The 19,796-nt window shown below is 36.4% G+C and carries 20 protein-coding genes; 14 read left to right on the forward strand and 6 right to left on the reverse strand.

The window, feature by feature from the left end; all coding sequences use genetic code 11:
* Nucleotides 1-232 precede the first annotated feature (232 nt).
* The gene (locus BM361_RS06475; RefSeq protein WP_074977711.1) at nt 233-976 is read right to left on the reverse strand and encodes a Dph6-related ATP pyrophosphatase; all 744 of its coding nucleotides are present in this window, start codon (nt 974-976) and stop codon (nt 233-235) included.
* Nucleotides 977-1,087: 111 nt separating this feature from the next.
* Between BM361_RS06475 and BM361_RS06480 the strand changes: the two genes are divergently transcribed.
* Both BM361_RS06480 and BM361_RS06485 read left to right on the forward strand, forming a co-directional pair.
* A complete protein-coding gene (locus tag BM361_RS06480) occupies nt 1,088-2,020 on the forward strand; it encodes a peptidylprolyl isomerase (RefSeq protein ID WP_038265805.1) in 933 nt (310 codons plus the stop codon).
* A 76-nt stretch (nt 2,021-2,096) separates the two neighbouring features.
* On the forward strand, nt 2,097-2,642 hold the full coding sequence (locus BM361_RS06485) for a YfiT family bacillithiol transferase (protein WP_074977713.1): 546 nt from the start codon (nt 2,097-2,099) through the stop codon (nt 2,640-2,642).
* A gap of 97 nt (nt 2,643-2,739) precedes the next feature.
* Here the strand turns inward: BM361_RS06485 and BM361_RS06490 are convergent, their stop codons facing one another.
* Entirely contained in the window at nt 2,740-3,381 is a 642-nt protein-coding gene (locus BM361_RS06490) for a peroxiredoxin (RefSeq protein WP_074977714.1), read from the reverse strand.
* Nucleotides 3,382-3,515: 134 nt separating this feature from the next.
* A complete protein-coding gene (locus BM361_RS06495) occupies nt 3,516-4,073 on the reverse strand; it encodes a thioredoxin family protein (protein ID WP_074977716.1) in 558 nt (185 codons plus the stop codon).
* A gap of 125 nt (nt 4,074-4,198) precedes the next feature.
* Between BM361_RS06495 and BM361_RS06500 the strand changes: the two genes are divergently transcribed.
* From BM361_RS06500 to chrA, 6 genes are all read left to right on the forward strand, one after another.
* Nucleotides 4,199-4,501, forward strand: coding sequence for a phosphoribosylpyrophosphate synthetase (locus tag BM361_RS06500; protein ID WP_074977717.1), 303 nt, complete (start codon nt 4,199-4,201; stop codon nt 4,499-4,501).
* Nucleotides 4,502-5,038: 537 nt separating this feature from the next.
* Entirely contained in the window at nt 5,039-5,581 is a 543-nt protein-coding gene (locus BM361_RS06505) for a GNAT family N-acetyltransferase (RefSeq protein WP_074977719.1), read from the forward strand.
* A gap of 234 nt (nt 5,582-5,815) precedes the next feature.
* Nucleotides 5,816-6,094: a hypothetical protein gene (locus BM361_RS06510; RefSeq protein ID WP_074977720.1), complete on the forward strand. Its 279-nt coding sequence runs from the start codon at nt 5,816-5,818 to the stop codon at nt 6,092-6,094.
* A gap of 63 nt (nt 6,095-6,157) precedes the next feature.
* Nucleotides 6,158-6,700, forward strand: coding sequence for a hypothetical protein (locus BM361_RS06515; RefSeq protein WP_074977721.1), 543 nt, complete (start codon nt 6,158-6,160; stop codon nt 6,698-6,700).
* A gap of 134 nt (nt 6,701-6,834) precedes the next feature.
* Nucleotides 6,835-8,115: a glucuronyl esterase domain-containing protein gene (locus tag BM361_RS06520; RefSeq protein WP_074977723.1), complete on the forward strand. Its 1,281-nt coding sequence runs from the start codon at nt 6,835-6,837 to the stop codon at nt 8,113-8,115.
* Nucleotides 8,116-8,145: 30 nt separating this feature from the next.
* The gene (gene chrA / locus BM361_RS06525; RefSeq protein ID WP_074977725.1) at nt 8,146-9,276 is read left to right on the forward strand and encodes a chromate efflux transporter; all 1,131 of its coding nucleotides are present in this window, start codon (nt 8,146-8,148) and stop codon (nt 9,274-9,276) included.
* 7 nt (nt 9,277-9,283) lie between these two features.
* Here chrA and BM361_RS06530 read toward each other — a convergent pair whose 3' ends face one another.
* A complete protein-coding gene (locus tag BM361_RS06530) occupies nt 9,284-10,507 on the reverse strand; it encodes a peroxiredoxin family protein (RefSeq protein ID WP_074977726.1) in 1,224 nt (407 codons plus the stop codon).
* Between the two features lie 129 nt (nt 10,508-10,636).
* On the opposite strand from BM361_RS06530, the gene BM361_RS06535 reads away from it, so the two are divergent.
* Together BM361_RS06535 and rimO are read left to right on the forward strand one after the other, a co-directional pair.
* Nucleotides 10,637-10,969 (forward strand): tRNA-binding protein, encoded by a 333-nt coding sequence (locus BM361_RS06535; protein WP_038265781.1) that lies wholly within the window; start codon nt 10,637-10,639, stop codon nt 10,967-10,969.
* 94 nt (nt 10,970-11,063) lie between these two features.
* Nucleotides 11,064-12,374 carry a 30S ribosomal protein S12 methylthiotransferase RimO gene (gene rimO, locus BM361_RS06540; protein WP_074977728.1) on the forward strand — a complete coding sequence of 437 codons (1,311 nt, stop codon included), beginning with the start codon at nt 11,064-11,066 and terminating at the stop codon, nt 12,372-12,374.
* A gap of 14 nt (nt 12,375-12,388) precedes the next feature.
* Here the strand turns inward: rimO and BM361_RS06545 are convergent, their stop codons facing one another.
* Complete coding sequence (locus BM361_RS06545) at nt 12,389-12,625, reverse strand: hypothetical protein (protein WP_074977729.1); 237 nt, start codon at nt 12,623-12,625, stop codon at nt 12,389-12,391.
* Complete coding sequence (locus tag BM361_RS06550; protein WP_074977730.1) at nt 12,612-13,073, reverse strand: SRPBCC family protein; 462 nt, start codon at nt 13,071-13,073, stop codon at nt 12,612-12,614. The genes BM361_RS06545 and BM361_RS06550 overlap by 14 nt, the downstream gene beginning before the upstream one ends.
* A gap of 223 nt (nt 13,074-13,296) precedes the next feature.
* Between BM361_RS06550 and BM361_RS06555 the strand changes: the two genes are divergently transcribed.
* The 4 genes from BM361_RS06555 to BM361_RS06570 all read left to right on the forward strand — a co-directional run bounded on the left by BM361_RS06555 (nt 13,297) and on the right by BM361_RS06570 (nt 19,785).
* On the forward strand, nt 13,297-14,157 hold the full coding sequence (locus BM361_RS06555; RefSeq protein ID WP_254785741.1) for a peptidyl-prolyl cis-trans isomerase: 861 nt from the start codon (nt 13,297-13,299) through the stop codon (nt 14,155-14,157).
* Between the two features lie 112 nt (nt 14,158-14,269).
* The gene (locus BM361_RS06560) at nt 14,270-14,821 is read left to right on the forward strand and encodes an RNA polymerase sigma factor (protein ID WP_074977732.1); all 552 of its coding nucleotides are present in this window, start codon (nt 14,270-14,272) and stop codon (nt 14,819-14,821) included.
* 105 nt (nt 14,822-14,926) lie between these two features.
* Nucleotides 14,927-16,078: a FecR family protein gene (locus BM361_RS06565; protein ID WP_074977733.1), complete on the forward strand. Its 1,152-nt coding sequence runs from the start codon at nt 14,927-14,929 to the stop codon at nt 16,076-16,078.
* A gap of 155 nt (nt 16,079-16,233) precedes the next feature.
* Complete coding sequence (locus BM361_RS06570) at nt 16,234-19,785, forward strand: SusC/RagA family TonB-linked outer membrane protein (protein WP_175496549.1); 3,552 nt, start codon at nt 16,234-16,236, stop codon at nt 19,783-19,785.
* Nucleotides 19,786-19,796 lie beyond the last annotated feature (11 nt).

Genomic DNA, 19,796 nt, shown 5'->3' on the forward strand with positions numbered 1-19,796 from the left:
GAGTACGAGCATGGATGCTCGCACCAGCAGAGAATTTATTTCAGAATCTTATGATGTTTGTTACCCCGCTCCGTATTCTTGACTTAGCGGAACAAACCTCCTGGTTCGTGCTATAAAAAAGCTAAAGGTAAGAGCAAGGATGCTCGCAGCAGCAGAAGGTCTTAAATCAAAATAAAATAATAATTAATGAATGAGTTTGGTTGAATAATTACGAGCTTTCTGTGCGTAAGACTTATTCATTTAATAAAAGATCACAAAACCAAAATCCATATTGGAATGGTTTTGTGTCTTGCGCTTCTTGATAGCAATTATCATTTTTATCTTTAGCCGGTTCGTATTTTTTGTAGACGACTTCTCCTTTTTTAAAAGGGATAGGGGTTTTGAAAATGGGACCATCGAAAACGAAGGTATGAAATTCACCATTTTCCCCACAAGGATCTACATTATCTGGAAGGTCTGCAATAAAGCTTTCATCAATAATTCTTCCTGCAAAACTTTTATCTAAATATTTTTCATTTACACAAACAACAATGGCTTTAAAGCCCATTGTTAAAAAATCCTGTATAAGTGTTTTCGTAGGAACATTCCACAAGGGAAAAATAGCATTGAACCCGTTAGATTCTAATTTTTCTTCTCTGTAAGCTCTTAAATCCTCCAGAAAGATGTCACCAAAAATAGAGGTTTCATTACCCTCCTCCTTCAGTTCAGTCATGGTTTCCGTCATGATTTTTTCATACACAGACATTGAAGGCATTTCTGGGAGTAAAATTTTTTTTAATGGTATTCCAATACTTTTAGCTTGTAATTCAACTAAATCTTGGTGTACCCCATGCATGGAAACTCTGTTAAAAGCAGAATTAATACTGGTGAGTAAGCAAGAAACTTCATGTTCATTTTGTTGAAGAACTTTGTAAAGTGCCATAGCGGAATCTTTTCCGCTACTCCAGTTGAAAATGGCTTTAGTTTTCTCAGGCATGATTGAATTTTTAAAGCTGTAAAGATGCTAATTTTAGATTCAAAAAAGCCTTATTTTAAGGAAAAAAGGTAGTTAAGTATTATCTTTGCTTCACAATTAAAAAGATATATCATGCAAGACGGAATTTACGCGAAGTTTAACACCTCAAAAGGTGAAATTCTTGTAAAACTTACTCACGATAAAACTCCTGGGACAGTTGGTAATTTTGTTGCCCTGGCTGAAGGAAATATGGAAAACGATGCAAAGCCTCAGGGGAACCCTTATTATGATGGATTAAAATTTCACAGAGTTATAGCAGATTTTATGATTCAAGGGGGGTGCCCACAAGGAAGTGGATTTGGAGGACCCGGTTATCAGTTTGATGATGAATTTCACCCGGAACTTACCCACAACCGAGCAGGGGTATTATCAATGGCAAATAGCGGACCAGGTAGTAATGGGAGTCAGTTTTTCATAACCCATGTGGAAACACCTTGGTTAGATGGTAAACATACAGTATTTGGATTTGTTGAAAGTGGTCAGGATATTGTAGACGCTATCGCTCAAGGTGATTTGATCGAGACTTTGGAAATTATCAGAGTAGGAGATGAAGCTGAAAACTGGAATGCTATTGAGGCATTCAGAACTTTTGAAGGGGAGCGCGAAAAGCGTATCGCCGCAGAAAAGGCCCAAAAAGAGGAAGAACTTGAAAAAGTTTCAGCCGGATTCGATAAAACAGCTAGTGGTTTACGCTATAAAATTATAGAAAAAGGAAATGGTCCTAAAGCAGAAAAAGGGCAAACTGTTTCTGTACACTATGAAGGAGCGTTAACTAACGGACAAGTATTTGATTCTTCATTTAAAAGAAAACAGCCTATTGACTTTACCCTGGGTGTAGGACAAGTTATTCCTGGTTGGGATGAGGGTATTGGATTATTGAATGTGGGAGATAAAGCACGTTTTGTAATTCCATCTGAACTGGCTTACGGTAGTCGAGGTGCAGGAGGGGTAATTCCTCCAGACGCTGTATTGGTTTTTGATGTTAAACTCGTTGATGCCAAGTAAGTTAAAACTTTTGTAAGAACCATATAATTTTACCAAAAACGCTCCTGCTTCAGGGGCGTTTTTTTTATCTTTGAGTATGACAACAGCAGCACAACTAGAATTATTAAAATATCCGATTGGTAAATACAATCGTCCATCGACTATTTCAGAAACAAAATTGGCGGAATGGATAGGGGATATAGAGGCCTTACCTTCGAAACTCAACAACTTAGTGTCGGATTTTACAGAACAGCAATTAGATACTCCCTATAGAGTAGACGGTTGGACCGTTAGGCAGGTTGTTCATCATTTAGTAGACAGTCATGTTAATAGTTATGTGAGGTATAAATGGACACTTACAGAGGACAAACCAACCATTAAGGCCTATCATGAAGATCGTTGGGCAGAACTCGATGATTATAAAGCTCCTATAGATACTTCCCTCCAAATGCTGGAAGCTCTACATAAGCGTTGGGTATATCTCTTAAAAAGGCTGACTAAGGAGGATTTGTCCAGAACTTTTATACATCCAGAACATAATACTGAAATTTCACTTGCAGTGTTGACCAGTATCTATTCCTGGCACTGCAGGCATCACTTCGCACACATTGAGCATTTAGCTAAGCGAAAGGGATGGATTTGATAAATAAATGCCAGCCAGGGCTTGCTGATGGAAAAGGATAGGATGGTATAATTACAACAAGCCAAGCTTGACATTTATTTATAATATTTTTCTCAAATTAATCCAGATTCGGTTGTGGTGTAAGACGTAAATAAGGTCTTATTTCTTTAAACCCTTTAGTGAATAATTTTTCTGCCTCTTCGTTTGAAACGGCAGGACTAATTACAACTTCTTCACCATGCTTCCAATTTGCAGGTGTAGCTACTTTTTGATATGCTGTAAGTTGCAAGGAATCAATTACCCGTAATAACTCTTCAAAGTTTCTACCTGTGGAAGCAGGATAAGTAATTATGAGTTTAATGCTTTTATCGGGCCCGATTACATAGACAGATCGTACTGTAAGCGTCTCATCTGCATTTGGGTGAATCATATCATAAAGGCTCGAAACCTTACGATCTTCATCGGCTATAATCGGAAAATTTACCGTAGTATTCTGGGTTTCGTTGATATCATTAACCCATCCTTTGTGAGACTCTATTCCGTCCACACTAAGGGCTAATACTTTTGTATTTCTTTTGGCGAACTCGTCTTTATATTTGGCAACGGCGCCCAGTTCGGTGGTGCAGACTGGAGTGTAATCTGCAGGATGAGAGAACAGGACTCCCCATCTGTCACCTAGATAATCGTAAAAATTAATTTCACCTTCTGTGGTTTGTGCTGTAAAGTTTGGGGCTTTGTCTCCAAGTCTTAATGTAGCCATGATCTTATTTTTTAGATTCTCTATTTACTCTACAAAATTAGTAGATTAATGAAATAAATCACTTTAATCTTAAAATAATTTCATGTTAATTTTATGCTAATAGCTGTAAATGGACTGTTAATCAGTGATTAACATTATTTTTTCCATTTGATATTACAGCCGATGCTGGGTTTTTGGTCTATTTTAAGAGGGATTCCAGTGAGTAAGCTGTTAATGGCAGTTCTCAAATCTTTACCCGTAACGGGTAAATCGTTTTGAGGTCTGGAGCTGTCTAATTGCCCTCGGTATATTAATTCCATACGATCATTAAAAACATAAAAATCGGGGGTACAGGCAGCATCAAAGGCTTTGGCAACTTCTTGACTTTCATCGTACAGGTACGGGAAAATGAAATCTTGTTCTTTAGCATTCTCTTTCATTTTATCCGGTGCATCATCAGGGTAATTTTCTACATCATTACTAGATATTGCAATGAACTTAATACCGACAGGAGTATATTGTTTAGCCATACGCGATATTTCTTTGTTCACATGCTTGACAAAAGGACAATGATTGCATATAAACATTACTACGGTACCTTTATCGCCTTTTAACTCATCGAGTGAGTACATATTTTCAGATACGGTATCATAAAGTGTAAAATGGGGCGCTTTGGTGCCCAATGGTAACATATTACTTTCGGTATTAGCCATAGAAGTTTGTATTTAAATGAAACTACAAAATATAAAAATCTCTTGAAATTTCAACATATACTTTAAACGAATAAATTTTGATGCTACATCCTTAAGTCGTAAATTAAGGTAAAAAATAAAAGGTCATGGAAAGGTCATACGAAACACTCTCTGAAGCTATAAATTCACTGAAGGCAGATGGTTATGTTGAAGATTTTAACTTATGCGATGCGGGGGTAGAGAACAAGCATAAAAAAACTATTCATAACTCAGATGAATTAAAAGTAGTTGCTTTTTATCGATTTGAAGGTCAAACCAATCCGGATGACAGTTCTGTACTTTATGTCATAGAAACGACTTCAGGTGAAAAAGGCTTGTTAATAGATGCCTATGGGATGTACTCAGGAAATGTATCCCAAGACATGATTGATAAGTTAAGAATGCGCTGATATTTCTTTTAAACCTTTCAGGTACTTGACTAGTTTAATGCGTTGAGAATTTTTCCATGTCCAACAGGTTGTTTTAAGAACTCAAAAGACACCATAAAATCGCACTTGTAAAGGTGCGATTTTTTTGTTTTATATCCTCTGGGTAATAGTTAATGGCTAGTAGATGGGATACTTTATGATAAAGATACAATAGGAATAATATAGGGAAAATATGGGGATAACATGGGGATAATATGGGGATAACTTAGGGATTTCTATGGAGGAAGCATATTTTTAGTATATCTTTAATATGGATAAAGGTTAACTTTAAGACTACAGATTTGAACAGGGAACACTAAATTTTCTTGTAATTCTCTTTTTAGATTTTTTTGGACTTTTAAAGTTCTTCTAATATTTCAGATGTAGATAATTTACAACGGTTTTCTTTACTTTATTACATTGTGTATATTTGAGTTTCGTCGGGCTAAATACGGCTAATGGCTATTTATATGTATTTGCTATAACAATGATTTGCTATTATTTAAATCCACAAAAAAATTGAATTCTAAATATCTTTTTACCTCAGAACGATTAGGCTTCCGCAATTGGAATGACAATGACCTCGAGGAATTTGCAAAAATTAATGCTGATCAGGAAGTCATGGAGCACTTCCCAAAACAACTTACGGTAACAGAAACTTTCGATTTTATCCAGCGACTCAAAAGGCATTATGACACGCATGGTTACAATTACTTCGCAACGGAACTTTTGGGTACTGGCGAGCTTATAGGTTTTATTGGTTTAGCTTATCAAACGTATGAGTCAGTTTATACTCCTTCAGTGGATATTGGTTGGAGGCTTAAAAAAGATGCCTGGGGATATGGATATGCTACTGAGGGCGCTAAAAAATGCCTGGATCTGGCATTTAATGAATTAAATATCGATTCTCTAATTTCTACATGCACCGAGAAGAATATGAGATCAGAAAATGTTATGAAAAAAATCGGGATGAAGAGAGAAGGTCTATTTAGTCACCCGAATCTGAAAGCATACCCGGCTTATGAAAAATGTATTTGTTATCGTATAAGAAAGGATTATTAAGTGAGGTGGAAAGCAAAGATTTGGCTTCCCGATACTCTTCTTTGAATTACGATACAATATTAATTTATATTGGTCCGAAAGAATCGTAGGTTTTCATTAAGGTGTTAACTATGGGTGCTTTTTTTGAGGTATTTTCTTATAAAATTACTATATTAGAAGAAAGGATTTGCTTTTGTCTATGACTTAATTTAGCTACTTTTTAATTGTCAGTAGCGTTATGAATCTATTAAAATTATGAGTTTTGGAGCCGGCCACATACAAGATATGATCAATCGAATGAAGCAGAATCGATCGCTTCGCCCTTCTGCCCGTGCTAAATTTAAGGATTATAACAGAGCTGTTATTTATGGCGATGGTGAAACCCAGCTGCAGTTTAAAACGGTATCCAGGGAAAAACTTATTCAAATAAAAAAGAATATTCAGCAACGTGCCAGGATCGATCGACGTCGTGAACTTATAGTATATGGTTTGATTCTGGGAATCATCATTTTTTTACTTTTTCTTTGGTGGTAGTTTTCTTTTTAAAATGATTTAGATTAGGGCATTGTTTTTGATGCATACGCGGAAACGTTATTCATGAGATTTTTCGGATTGCTTCTGGTTTTTTTGACGGCCTCCTCCTGTATTCCCTATAGTTTTGCTCCTAAAATAGAAAGCTATAAAGTTCTCAGGGCTGATAAAATTAAAAGAAATATTAGTCCCCATCATGTATTTGCTTTTAAAGATACAAAGGAGGCTAATGCGTTTTATGATTTTTTATATATGAAATACCCTGATCACGATGGTCCTGTAAATCAAAATATAGAGGTTACCATCGCAGGAAGGATGTATTATATGTCGTTTTATGAATGTGAACGAAGTACAAATACCGTAAATATTTTACCCATGGCGCTCGATGGCGTCTTGGCCTCTAAAGATATGGATCCGGTTTTAGAAGAACACCATACTTCCAGATTTGGGAATTGGTATATTTTGATAACCATAGAGGATTTAGGTTTTAAAGATGGTCTTCAACCAAATTATATCCACCAGCAGAAAATTGTGAGCTTCCTTAATAGTTTACGCCAATTGTATTATGCTACAGATAATTATAAAGAGTTACTTTTTAAAAGTAAGTAATTCATCGTGAATTTTCGTCGGGTCATTCTGTTTTATTTTTCGGAGCCTATTGATTAATTAACTTTAATAGAAGTGGATTATACGGGCTGTAATGATTTTAAAATTGAATCTATTACCGTTTTAAATAAATTATTATGATCAGGTTGATTTGGCTTTTCATTTTGACGAATAGTTTTCTTCTTGGAGGTGTATTATACGCTCAGCCTACAGTGAGGGCCAATAATGAAAAAACAACTGTAAAGAGTTTACCTGATTTATTGACCTTAAAGCATGGTGAGCCTGTAAACAGTCCTGAAGTTTGGGAACGATTAAAGCGTCCTGAGTTACTGCACCTTTTTAAAAATGAGGTTTATGGAATGGTTCCAGATGGTGATCCCATTCCTTCATCTATAGAAGTAATAGAAGAATCAGATGCTGCTTTTAATAATAAAGCGCATCGTATACAGTTTGCTCTCGATTTTAAAAAGGGGCATCGTAATTTAAGAGTACACATTTTATTATATCTTCCAAAGGATGTTTTAAACCCGCCTGTATTTTTAGGTTATAATTTTTACGGAAATCATACGGTGGTTCACGATAATAATGTCTTAGTTTCAGATTCCTGGGTTCGAATTAACGAAACTTTAGACGTATACAACCACAAAGCCGATCAAAAATCAAGAGGGAAACGGAGTTATCGATGGCCCGTAGATAAAATACTTCAGGAAGGTTTTGGTATTGCCACGGTATATTATGGAGATATAGATCCTGATCGAAATGATTTTACAGATGGAATTCATCCATTTTTCTATAAAGAAGGACAGGATGAGCCGGGTTTGAATGAATGGGGCTCGTTGACTGCCTGGGCGTGGGGTTTGTCGCGAATTTTAGATTGTTTAAAGGGGTATGAGGCTACAGCAGACTCAAAGTATATACTTTTTGGTCATTCCAGATTAGGGAAAACGGTATTGTGGGCAAGTGCTTTAGACCAACGATTTGATATGGTTATCGCTAATAATTCAGGATGTGGTGGTGCAGCTTTGTTTAGAAGAAAAAACGGAGAAACCATTCAACTCATAAATAATCGGTTTCCTCATTGGTTTAGTAAAAGCTTTAAAAAATATAATGACAAGGAGACGATGTTACCGCTTGATCAGCATATGCTAATAGCTTTAAATGCCCCAAGACCTGTATATATAGCCAGTGCAATTAAGGATAAGTGGGCAGACCCGGAAGGGGAGTATTTATCAGCCTATTACGCAAGTCCTGTTTATGAACTCTACAATAAAAGAGGGTTGTCGGATAGGAATTTTCCGGATGTAAATAAGCCCATCCATCAAACCATTGGATATCATGTTCGAAGTGGGAAGCACGATGTAACAGTTTATGATTGGAAGCAATTTATGATATTTGCAAAAGGACATTTAAACGATTAAGCAGCGATTGCGGTAGTCGTACTGATTATTATGAAGCACCAATCAAGATTAAGTGAAGTAGCCAGAGTATTTTTTAAATTGGGGTGCGTTGCATTCGGTGGTCCTGCAGCCCATATCGCCATGATGGAACATGAAATCGTGGATAAAAGGAAATGGATTGACCGACAGCATTTTTTGGATTTAATGGGAGCTACCAATTTGATTCCTGGTCCGAATTCAACTGAAATGACCATGCATTGTGGGCATGAACGTGCTGGAGTTCCCGGATTATTTGTAGCTGGCATATGTTTTATATTTCCTGCTGTTGTTATAACCGGAGTTTTTGCTTGGTTATATGAGTCCTACGGTTCGCTTCCTTCGGTATCACCATTTATTTTTGGTATTAAACCTGCAGTATTAGCTATTATTGTAGCAGCCATATTAAAGCTGGGGAAAAAAGCGCTAAAAAATTGGGAGCTTGGGTTTTTGGGTATTCTGGTGTTAATGGCAAGTTTGTTAGGTGTTAATGAAATACTGGCTTTGATTGTGGGAGGTGTTTTAGGAGCCTTGTATTTTTATTTAAAAACCAGCTTCTCAGGTAGCCTGAAATCTTTTTTGCCTTTTTTAATGGTAAATTTTACCGGCACCAGTGATTCCGGGTTAACGAGCTTAAAAGTATTTTGGGTTTTTGCGAAGGTCGGAGCGGTGTTGTACGGTAGTGGATATGTTTTGTTTGCTTATCTCGATGCAGAACTGGTAACAAGGGGATGGTTAACCAGGCAGGAGTTGATTGATGCGGTGGCTGTTGGACAGTTTACTCCCGGTCCGGTATTATCGACTGCTACTTTTATCGGGTATCAATTAAGTGGATTCTGGGGAGCTGTAGCCGCTACCCTTGGAATATTTCTGCCCTCTTTTCTGTTTGTTCTTGTTTTAAATCCGCTGGTGCCAAAAATGAGAAAATCGAGACTGCTTGGCTATTTTTTAGATAGTGTAAATATCGCAGCGGTTGCTGTAATGGTCGCTGTTCTTTTTAAAATGGGAGCCGATACCTTAATTGGGTGGCGGAGTATTTTAATTGCAGTTGTTAGTTTGGTGATCACATTCGGCTTCAAGAGAATCAATGCCATGTGGACCGTAATAGGCGGATCATTGCTAGGTTACCTTCTTTATTTGATTTGACACAATTTTATTCTTCATTCAGTAGCTGATCTAAAAACGTAGTGAATTCTTGCTGAAATGATTTGTATTTATCCCCTGTTGCTGGTCCGTTGAATCCAGTATGTATTTTACGAACCTTTCCTTTTTTGTCTATAAAGATACTGGTAGGGTAAGAGAGCACATGATTGAGCATTGGAAGTTTTTCCTGGGCTTTTTCTTTGCTGGTTGTGCCGTACTGGGCAAGAAGTATTGGGTATTCAACATTTACACGATCCTTTAAGCGATTGATCGCTTTGAAAGCAAGCGTATCACTTTTTACATATTCAAAAGCCAGGCCAATGAATTCAAGGTCTTTGTCTTTATTCGCTTTGTAATATTCGCTGTAATATCGGGTTTCATCAAGACAGTTAGGGCACCAGGTACCCATGATTTGTACAACCACCACTTTATTTTTAAATCGATCATCACCTAATGAAATCATGTTGCCATTTGCATCCGGAAATGAAAAGGCGAGTTTGTCATACCCCTCTTTTAAATGGGTAAGGGTATCGGCATTGGCCAGTTCAAATGATTCATTTCTTTTAGCGGTAAAAGGTTCTTTGTAATGATTTCCAGAATAAAAGTTACCGCTCATTGTGCTGTCGGTAACCGTCGCAGTAAACAAATAAGCATGTGCGCCATCGAAGGTAGAAAGTTGAAGTTGGTTATTGTTTATAACCCCTTCGAGGTATCGGTAGTCGCCTGTGGTGGTTCTTATAGTACCGGTTACACGATTTCCATTTTGCTCGAAAATACCTTTGGCTGCATTGGTTTCTTCATGATCATTCGGGCTGAATTTTACCTTCCAATTTCCTGAAATATTTTCGTTCGCTTTCGAATTAATTTCAAATCTGTCTTCGTTTGGACTGGCAATAAAAGGAACGATCCGATTAAGATTTGGTTTTATATAAAAACCTGTCAGGCTACTATCTTTATTGACAACGGCCTTGATAACACTTTCAAAAACCGGCATTTTAATTATAACGGTATCTTTTTCATAGGTTATTTCATCGACAGTAATGATTTCATCCGCATTATAAACTTTAAGGGATTGCTCATCGGTTACCTTAAAAATAAATTGAATATTTTTTTCATCCTGTGCTTCAATTGATCCTCTATAACTGACTAATGGAAGTTTGGATGTGTGCGTGTCATTTTTACATGAAAAAAGGAGGGATAATACGGTTAGCAATATGCATATATATAATCTCATGAATCTTGTTTTATAAAGTGGTAAATATAAAAATCATATTCAGTACTTTAATGAAATCGACTTAGAATAGTTTAATTACTGAGGTTGGCTAACGTCATGAAATAGTATATTTTTACGTAAAAATTTGAAATGGAAATAGACTGGAACGATTTTGAAAAGATAGAAATGCGTGTTGGAACGATTACTGAAGTAAGGGATTTTCCTGAGGCTCGTAACCCTGCCTATCAATTGTATATAGATTTTGGAGATGAAATCGGGTTGCGAAAAACTTCGGCCCAAATAACCAAATTATATACAAAAGATAGTCTTTTGGGAAAACAGGTTGTAGCTGTTGTAAATTTTCCTAAAAAGCAAATTGCGAATTTTATGAGTGAGTGTTTGGTTATAGGAGCCGTGAATGGTAAGGAGGTAACCTTGTTGAGTACGGACATGAAGGTGTCGAATGGTTTGCGTATCCTCTAAAAGAATAATCCTATTAACCTGTGTAAAGACTAATTGCCCACTATAGGTGGTGTTTCACTTTTCTTCCGTACTTTTGCACTCCAAATAAAAAGCGATGAGAACCAAGTCTTTAAAAAAGAATAAGATTAATGTTGTAACACTGGGATGCTCAAAAAATGTGTACGATAGTGAAGTGCTCATGGGGCAGTTGCAAGCCAGTGGGAAAGAAGTGGTACATGAGGAGGAAGGAAACATTGTTGTAATTAATACCTGCGGTTTTATTAACAATGCCAAGGAGGAGAGTGTGAATACCATTTTGGAATATGTTCAGAAGAAGGAAGAGGGGGTTGTAGATAAAGTGTTTGTATCCGGATGTTTGAGTGAACGTTATAAGCCAGATTTGGAAAAAGAAATACCTGATGTTGATCAGTATTTCGGTACGTCAGATTTACCGATATTATTGAAGGCATTGGGAGCTGACTACAGACATGAATTGGTTGGGGAGCGATTGACGACTACCCCTAAAAATTATGCTTATTTAAAAATAGCAGAGGGATGCGATCGTCCGTGTAGTTTTTGTGCCATTCCTTTAATGAGAGGAAAGCATAAAAGTACCCCTATTGAGGATTTGGTAAAGGAGGCAGAGAAATTAGCGGAGAAAGGAGTAAAGGAATTGATCCTTATTGCTCAGGATTTAACCTATTATGGGTTAGATTTATATAAGAAACGTCGTTTAGCCGACTTGTTAAAATCATTAGTACAGGTAGAAGGGATTGAGTGGATACGTTTACATTATGCTTTTCCAACTGGTTTTCCTATGGATGTACTTGAGGTCATGAAACAAGAACCAAAAGTGTGTAATTATATAGATATTCCTTTGCAGCACATAGCGGACCCTATATTAAAATCAATGCGCAGGGGAACCACCAAGGAAAAAACGACAAAACTTTTACAGGATTTTAGAGCGGCGGTACCAGAAATGGCTATCAGGACTACCCTTATTGTGGGCTATCCCGGAGAAACTGAAGCGGATTTTCAAACCCTTAAGGAATGGGTAAAGGCCATGAGATTTGAACGCTTAGGTTGTTTCACCTACAGTCATGAGGAAAACACGCATGCTTATTCTTTAGAGGATGATGTTCCGGAAGCTGTAAAACAGCAAAGAGCTGCTGAAATAATGGATCTTCAATCACAAATTTCCTGGGAGTTGAATCAAGAGAAAATCGGTAAAACATTTAAGTGTATTATCGATCGAAAAGAGGGGACTCATTTTGTAGGAAGAACAGAATTTGATTCTCCTGATGTGGATAACGAAGTATTGATAGATGCTACCAAGCACTATGTTCGCGTTGGGGAGTATGTTGAAGTGAAGATAGAAGAGGCTGCTGATTTTGATCTTTATGGTGTTCCGTTGACTTCGGAATAAAAGCATGAAATAGATTATAAGGTATATAATTGTCCGCGGTGAGGTTTTAATTCATCGCGGATTTTTTTCATATATATTTCCTCAACGGCGATATAGGCTATGGTGTGAAATTCAGATAGAGATTCTATATCCGTAACAATAAATGGGATATTTTCCAGAGCTAAATATTCCTGTAAATGGATGAGATGATGCTCAGCTGTTTTTTTAGCTGCAGGGCCTCTGAAATCCCAAATCAATTTAATTTTTTTCATTTGCTACCGAAATATCATTTTCTGCAAAGTTCTTAAAATCTACCATATAAGCATAGCTTTGTTTTTTAAATTCACTAGGCATAAGTGTGCCAATAATTTTCATGATTAGATTGGTGAATTTAAATTCAGAAATAGCTATCCATTTGGTATGGTAATCATCAATTATTTCAAAATAGTTTTCCTGGCGGTTAAAGACTCCTTCGGTTTCATATGTTACATGAAAAGCATCAGGTAAATCATTTTTTAATACCGTTTCGGTCATATCTACTTTTCTATTTCCCAATTGATATTTTATATAAGATTTAGCATTCATTTTACGCGGAGTTCCTTCGAGATGTTCGAAGCTTATGAACCCCTTTTGCCAATGTCGCAGATTGTCAACGCTGTTAAATTTTTCAACAACTTCATTCCGGGGAAGATCTATGATGATAATATGCTGATATTTCATACGGTAACCAGATTTTTTTGGTATATATAAGATACAGAATTAAAATTAATCCTAAGGCACTTCCTTTGATAACTTGCATGGAAGGTTTTAATGTTTAAATTTGTGAACCCCCAATGATCTTAACATTTATCTTATGTTGTTTAAACTCATTATTTAAGAGAACTTTAAGTGTTTTAAGTAAAATAAAGTATTTAAAGTTACGATATTAAAGATAAAATTTTTCATGATGATAAAGCGGCTGGTAGTTACAATGCTCTTGTCGGGATCTTTGCTTAGCTCCTGTAAATTCTTTCAAAAGGAAGCTGAAGGAACCATTATAGCCAGGGTTAATGACGAATACTTATTGGAGCAGGATGTAGAAGGTATTGCAGGAGAAGGACTCTCAAGTGAGGATAGTTTAAATATTGTGACCAACTACATAAACAATTGGGCGACAACTAAACTACTATTGCAGAAGGCTCGAATTAATCTTTCTGAAGAGAAAACGCTGGCATTTGAAGAGTTAGTGAATCAGTATCGTGCTGATCTGTACATAAATGCTTATAAAGAGGCTCTGGTAACAAAATCATTAGACACTTCAATAACCAAAGAGGAGCTGGAGCAATATTATGAACAAAATAAAGATAATTTCAAACTAAATGAGGAGTTGGTTCAACTTCGATATATAAGTGTTACGAAAGATTATAATGAGTTGGAAGCTTTAAAAGAACAATTTGACCGTTTTGATGCCCAAGACCAGGAATTGTTGCATGATCAGTCTCTTCAATTTAAGTCTTATTCATTAAATGACTCCGCATGGGTAAAAGTGTCGGATGTAGTTCAGAAAATACCAATACTAAATACTGAGAATAAGGATGATTATTTAAAGGCCTCAAATAAATTTGAGGTAACCGATTCACTTGGAGTTTATATGGTAGTGGTAAAAGATATTCTTAAACGGAATGAAACTTCGCCATTGAGTTATATACAGCCCACTTTAAAACAGATTATCTTAAATAAGCGAAAGCTTGAATTGATAAGGAAATTAGAAAAGGATCTTATTAATGAGGCCTACCAAAAGAAACAATTTAAAATTTACGAATAGGTGCTGAATACATCTTTTAATCTATATAGTTAGTTCTTTTTTAGTGCTTTAATTGTTAAGTTAATGTAAAATATAAATTTGTACATTAGCGCCTTTCGCAAAAAGGATAGAAGTGAAATTAAATGATGGCATCGTATCTGAAATCTCTAATGGAAATTATTTGGCTTTCAAAAGTTTGTTCGATAATTTCTTCACTTCCCTTTGTCTTTTTTCCAGTCAAATTGTAAAATCTAATGTTGCTGCTCAAGACATAGCCCAGGAAGCATTGATAGCTTATTGGAAGCGAAAGTCTGATTTTGAAGAGCTTATAAAAGTCAAAGCTTTTTTATACATAACTACAAAAAATTTAAGTCTTAATTATTTAAAAAAGAATCAGAAGGTAGCTCCTGTGGAGGTTTATACACTTGCTAACGATAAAACCATTCAGGAATTAATTATAAAAGAAGAGGTTTATGCATCGTTGAGGGAAGAGATCGATCGGTTGCCACCGAGGACACGAAAAGTTTTACAATTAGCCCTTCAGGGGATGAAAAATCCGGAAATTGCATTGCAGTTGAATGTGTCTGTAAATACGGTTAAGACTCTTAAGAAGAATGCTTATGCTGAAATAAGAAAGGCTTTGGGAGGAGATTCATTCGTGTTTCTGCTTTTATTTTCAGAATAAATCAGCATTCTTATCCTTTCTCTTGAATTTTTTAAACTTTTTTTAAGTTTTATTCACCCACTTCTGTTTTTTGATTGTTTTTATGTTAAATGGATACGAAGTTATATGATAAAACCATTAGTTGATAACATAGAAATAGCCAACCTGATCACGAAAAAAATGAAAGGAGGGTTGACTGATGAAGAGTCGATTCAGCTTAATTCCTGGTTAGAGGAACAAAACGCCAATAAAGAAATTTATTCCAGGATTTTGGAGGGCGATGGCTTTGCAGAAGGCATAGATTTAATTTCTGAATTCGATCTTGAAAATTCATGGAATCAAATAGAGCCTAAAATAAAGGATTCAAAATCATTCAAATATAAAAGGTACTTTAAATATGCTGTGGCAGCATCCGTACTTTTTTTAATAGCACTGACCACTTACATTGTAAACCCGTTTGAAAAAACGGAAATTACAGCCGGAACGCCCAGGGCTGTTTTGACCACTGTAAATGGAGAGGATGTTGTTTTAGAGAAGGAAAAAAAATATTCAGACCAGTTTGTCAGTAGTTCGAATGGAACCTTGAAATATGATGAGATTTCGGAAGGATCTTCTAAAAATGCAGTTACCTATAATTATTTAACGATCCCGAGGGGAGGGGAGTTTACCCTTGTGCTTTCTGATGGAACCAAGGTATGGTTAAATTCAGATACCAAGATTAAATACCCTATACAATTTAAGAGGGGAGCGCCAAGAAATGTTGAGTTGCTCTATGGTGAGGCTTATTTTGATGTTGTTTCCGCAGAAGATTTTAATGGAAGTTCATTTAGTGTTCAAAGTAATGGACAACGCCTAAAGGTACTGGGGACGGAATTCAATATTAAAAGTTATCCTGAGGATTTAGCCACAAAAACCACTTTAGTTGAAGGGAGTGTGCTAGTGTCAATAGCTGGAGAACAGGTAGAATTAACTCCGGATTCCCAGTTGATATGGGACAAGGAGACGGAAAGCTTTAAAGTGATTGAGTTAAATGCCATTGCCGAAACTTCATGGAAACAGGGTGTCTTTAATTTTAACCATTTACCATTGGAAGAAGTAATGAGGGTAGTTTCACGATGGTATGATGTAAATGTTGAATTTGAACATCAGGAAATGAAAAATATACAATTTAATGGCGTCTTTAAAAAAGATCAGAAAATAGATAATATACTTGAAACAATAACAAAATCAATTAATACCGCCTATGAGATAAAAGAGGACAAGATTATAATTAAATAAAAAAAGAAGGAGTAAAGTTACCATATTCCACCATGCATAACCTTACTCCGAAAGCGATCAATTAATAAAATAATTAACCAATTTTAATCAAATTTATGGAAATAAGTTTAGCTAACCTATTTTTTTCCTACGGTAAAAAAATATTAAAGTTTGTAATGAAAACCTTTATCTTCTTATTGTGTTCTGTGACATTTGCATTTTCTACAAATGTTAGTTTTTCGCAAAGTGCGAAAGTTTCAATAGAAAAAGATCAAACGGTTTCTATAGAAAAGGTTTTTGATCTCATACAGAAAAATACGGATTATACCTTTGCCTTTGCGACTAACCTTTTTGAGGAGGCTCCTAACGTAAAGCTTAATAAAGGTGAAATCTTGGTTGAGGAACTCTTAAAATATAGTTTACTAAATACGCATGTAGGGTATTATTTTTTAGAGGATACCACCATTGTACTTTATCCGTTAAATACCCAAGACACTTTACAACAAATTGTATCGGGTGTGGTCCAGGATGAAGAAGGAATCCCTATTCCTTATGCCACCATTCAGGTATCCGGAACCACCGCCGGTGTAGCTGCCGATCAAAGCGGATATTTTGAAATAAATGTTAACAGTCCGACTGCGACGCTGGTTATTTCTGCCATAGGTTATGTGAGTAAGACTGTAGCGCTGAATAATCAAAAAAAATTAACCATAACACTTGAAGTAAAGGCTAATGAGCTTGAAGAGGTGATGGTGTATGGCGATGGATATACTAAAATATCCAAAGAAAGAGCAACCGGATCGTATGCTACGGTTCCAAAACAAATGCTGGAAAACTTTGCAACACAATCTGTCGGGTCGATGCTGGAAGGGGTAACTCCGGGGATTCAAACTTTTGAAGATGCGGATGGTAATGTAAATATAGATGATGTAGTAGTCAGAGGGGTTGGTACTGTTGATTCACGACAAACTCCTTTAGTGGTTGTTGATGGGTTTCCGATATCAGGAGGCTTCAGTACGATTAATCCCAATATAATAGAGTCTGTAACCGTATTAAAGGATGCAGCTGCAGCTTCTATCTGGGGAGCCAGAGCTGGTAATGGGGTTATTGTAGTTACTACGAAAAAAGCCAAAGAGGAAAGTAAGTTACAAGTAAACTTTAGCACTTTCGTGAGTATGAGGGATAAAATGGATTTGGATTATAATCTTAATAAGGCATCATCAGCTACGGAGTTGGAAATGGAGCGCTTTATGTTTCAGGAATCAGGTACTGCATTTTATATTCCTTATATTTCTTACGGAGTTTCGCCTATTTGGAGAGCTACTACAGTGTATTCCAAAGGAGCCAGGGCGTATTATGATTATGATCAGGGAATCATTAATCAGGCTGAATTAGATGCGACGATTCAAAACCTATCTTCTAAAGATGTTTATAAAGATATAGACCGTTACATACTACAGTCGCCTGTTAAGAGGCAATACAATTTAGATGTATCATCGGCGAGTGATCGTTCTTCAACTATGTTTTCAGTTTTATACAACGATAATGATAATGCGTTTATAAATGATGAAAATCAACAATTATTAATTAACCTTAATAACAGCTTTAAATTTACTGACTGGGCTGAACTTCAGGTGGGACTTATGCTTGACCGTTCAGAAGGGAAAAATTCGGGGTTAGACATAAGAACTTTAGACTATTTGAATCGATACGATCAATTAGTTGATGACAATGGGAACTACCTCCCTGTACCCTATGGATATAATTTAGGATATATACAGGATTTTACGGCTAATGTTTCCGGATTGCCATATGACGACCTTACTTATAATCCAATAAGGGAAGCTAATGCCACAGAATTTAAACAAAAGCAAAATAATTTTAGAATATCAGCGGCCTTGAATCTTGATATTACTAAAGATTTGAGACTGACGTCCAGTTTTCAATATGAAGACTTTGTAAGTAAGTATACGCAACTATATGAGGAAGATAGTTTTTATGCACGTGACCTGGTTACCAATGGTGTTGATAATGCTTCTTACGACGCTGTAAACGAAGTTGTTAGTCCGACTAATGTTCCTATTGGAGGCATAAAGAGTACTAGCAATGGCGAAATGCAATCATATGTGATTAGAAATACCTTGGCCTATGATAAACTCATTGGGACCAACCATATGTTTAATGTTTTTGGTGGTTTTGAACTTTCATCGATTGACAATAACAGTAACCGTAATACACTTTATGGATATAATGATGAAACGAATTCGTTTGGCACTCCTACGTATACAGGTTGGTCAGGACTTTTTAACACACGATCTTATGGAATACCTTATGGTGCAGGATTAACAGAAACGTATCAACGGTTTTTATCATATTTCGGAAATTTCGCCTATACCTATAACGATCGTTATACACTTACAGGTAGTGCACGTTCCGATGGAGCAAATTTTATTGTCGATGATAATTCAACTCGATTCAACCCGATGTGGTCGTTTGGTTTAGGTTGGAATGTGAAACGGGAGTCTTTTATGGAAGGGGTTGACTTTTTAAATCAATTAAAATTAAGAGCTACTTTGGGTGAAAATGGTAACATTGTTGGCGGTGCTTCTCAAGTTCCGGTGTTATATATTCCTAATTCTCCGAGTACAAGAACCGGGACTATTGGTGCTTATATTTTGGATAAAGGGAATCCGGATTTAAGATGGGAAAGAACCCGTGTTTTTAACCTGGGAACGGATTTCACTCTATTTAATGGACTCTTCTCCGGATCATTCGATTATTATCGTAAGAAGAGCTATGATCTTGTGGCGCGAGTTCAAATTTCTACAACCTTGGGTGATGAGGTGCAAACCTTTAATGCGGCTGAGATGTTAAATAATGGCTATGAGGTTAATTTAAATGCAAATGTAGAAGTAGCCAGAGGTTTAAACTGGTTTTCAAATATTGCATTTGCTCATAATGATAATAGGACGACCAAGTTTAATCAGGGGCAAATGTATCCGCGTAGTTTGGCCAGTGGCTATTACGATTATGCAGAAGGCTATGCCTATATGCCTTTATTCTCGTTTGTATATGGTGGTGTACAGGAGTTTGAGCAGGCAGATGGTTCTGTAGAAAACTATCCAACAGTAGAGGGTCTGAATGGACAAACTTACCGATGGGATGAAAATATAGGTTCGGCTGGTGAGGAAGGCACGGAACTTTTAAAGTATGAGGGAACTCGTGTTGCTCCGACCGTGGTAGGATGGAATAACACTTTTAGTTTCAAAGGTGTAACACTCAGAGCAAGAATGATTGGTAAATTTGGACATAAATTCTTTAAGCCTTCGGCATCATATCCTGTTTGGCCATTAAAGAATCAGTCGACCTATGGATCGCATCCTGATTGGGATCTTATGATTAGCGGAGAGGGGGAATCACAAGGATTACCGTCTTTACCTTCTGAATATGATTTTTATACGTATCGCTGGGGTTGGTATATGCCTTATTTAGATAAGAGGGTGGCTGATGCAGCTCACATTCGATTGAAGGAGATCTATTTAGGTTATGATTTACCTGTGAAATTGATGAACTCCATGGGGATACAAAATTTGAGAGTATTTGCACAGATGGAAAACCTTGGTAATATATGGACAGCAAATGATGATGGGATCGATCCTGAGTATCTGATAGGGGTTACCAGAAGACCGGAGAAAAGTTTTACCATGGGATTAAGCGTTCAATTTTAAATTAGACAGAA

This window comes from Zhouia amylolytica (assembly GCF_900116365.1).
GTDB lineage: Bacteria > Bacteroidota > Bacteroidia > Flavobacteriales > Flavobacteriaceae > Zhouia > Zhouia amylolytica.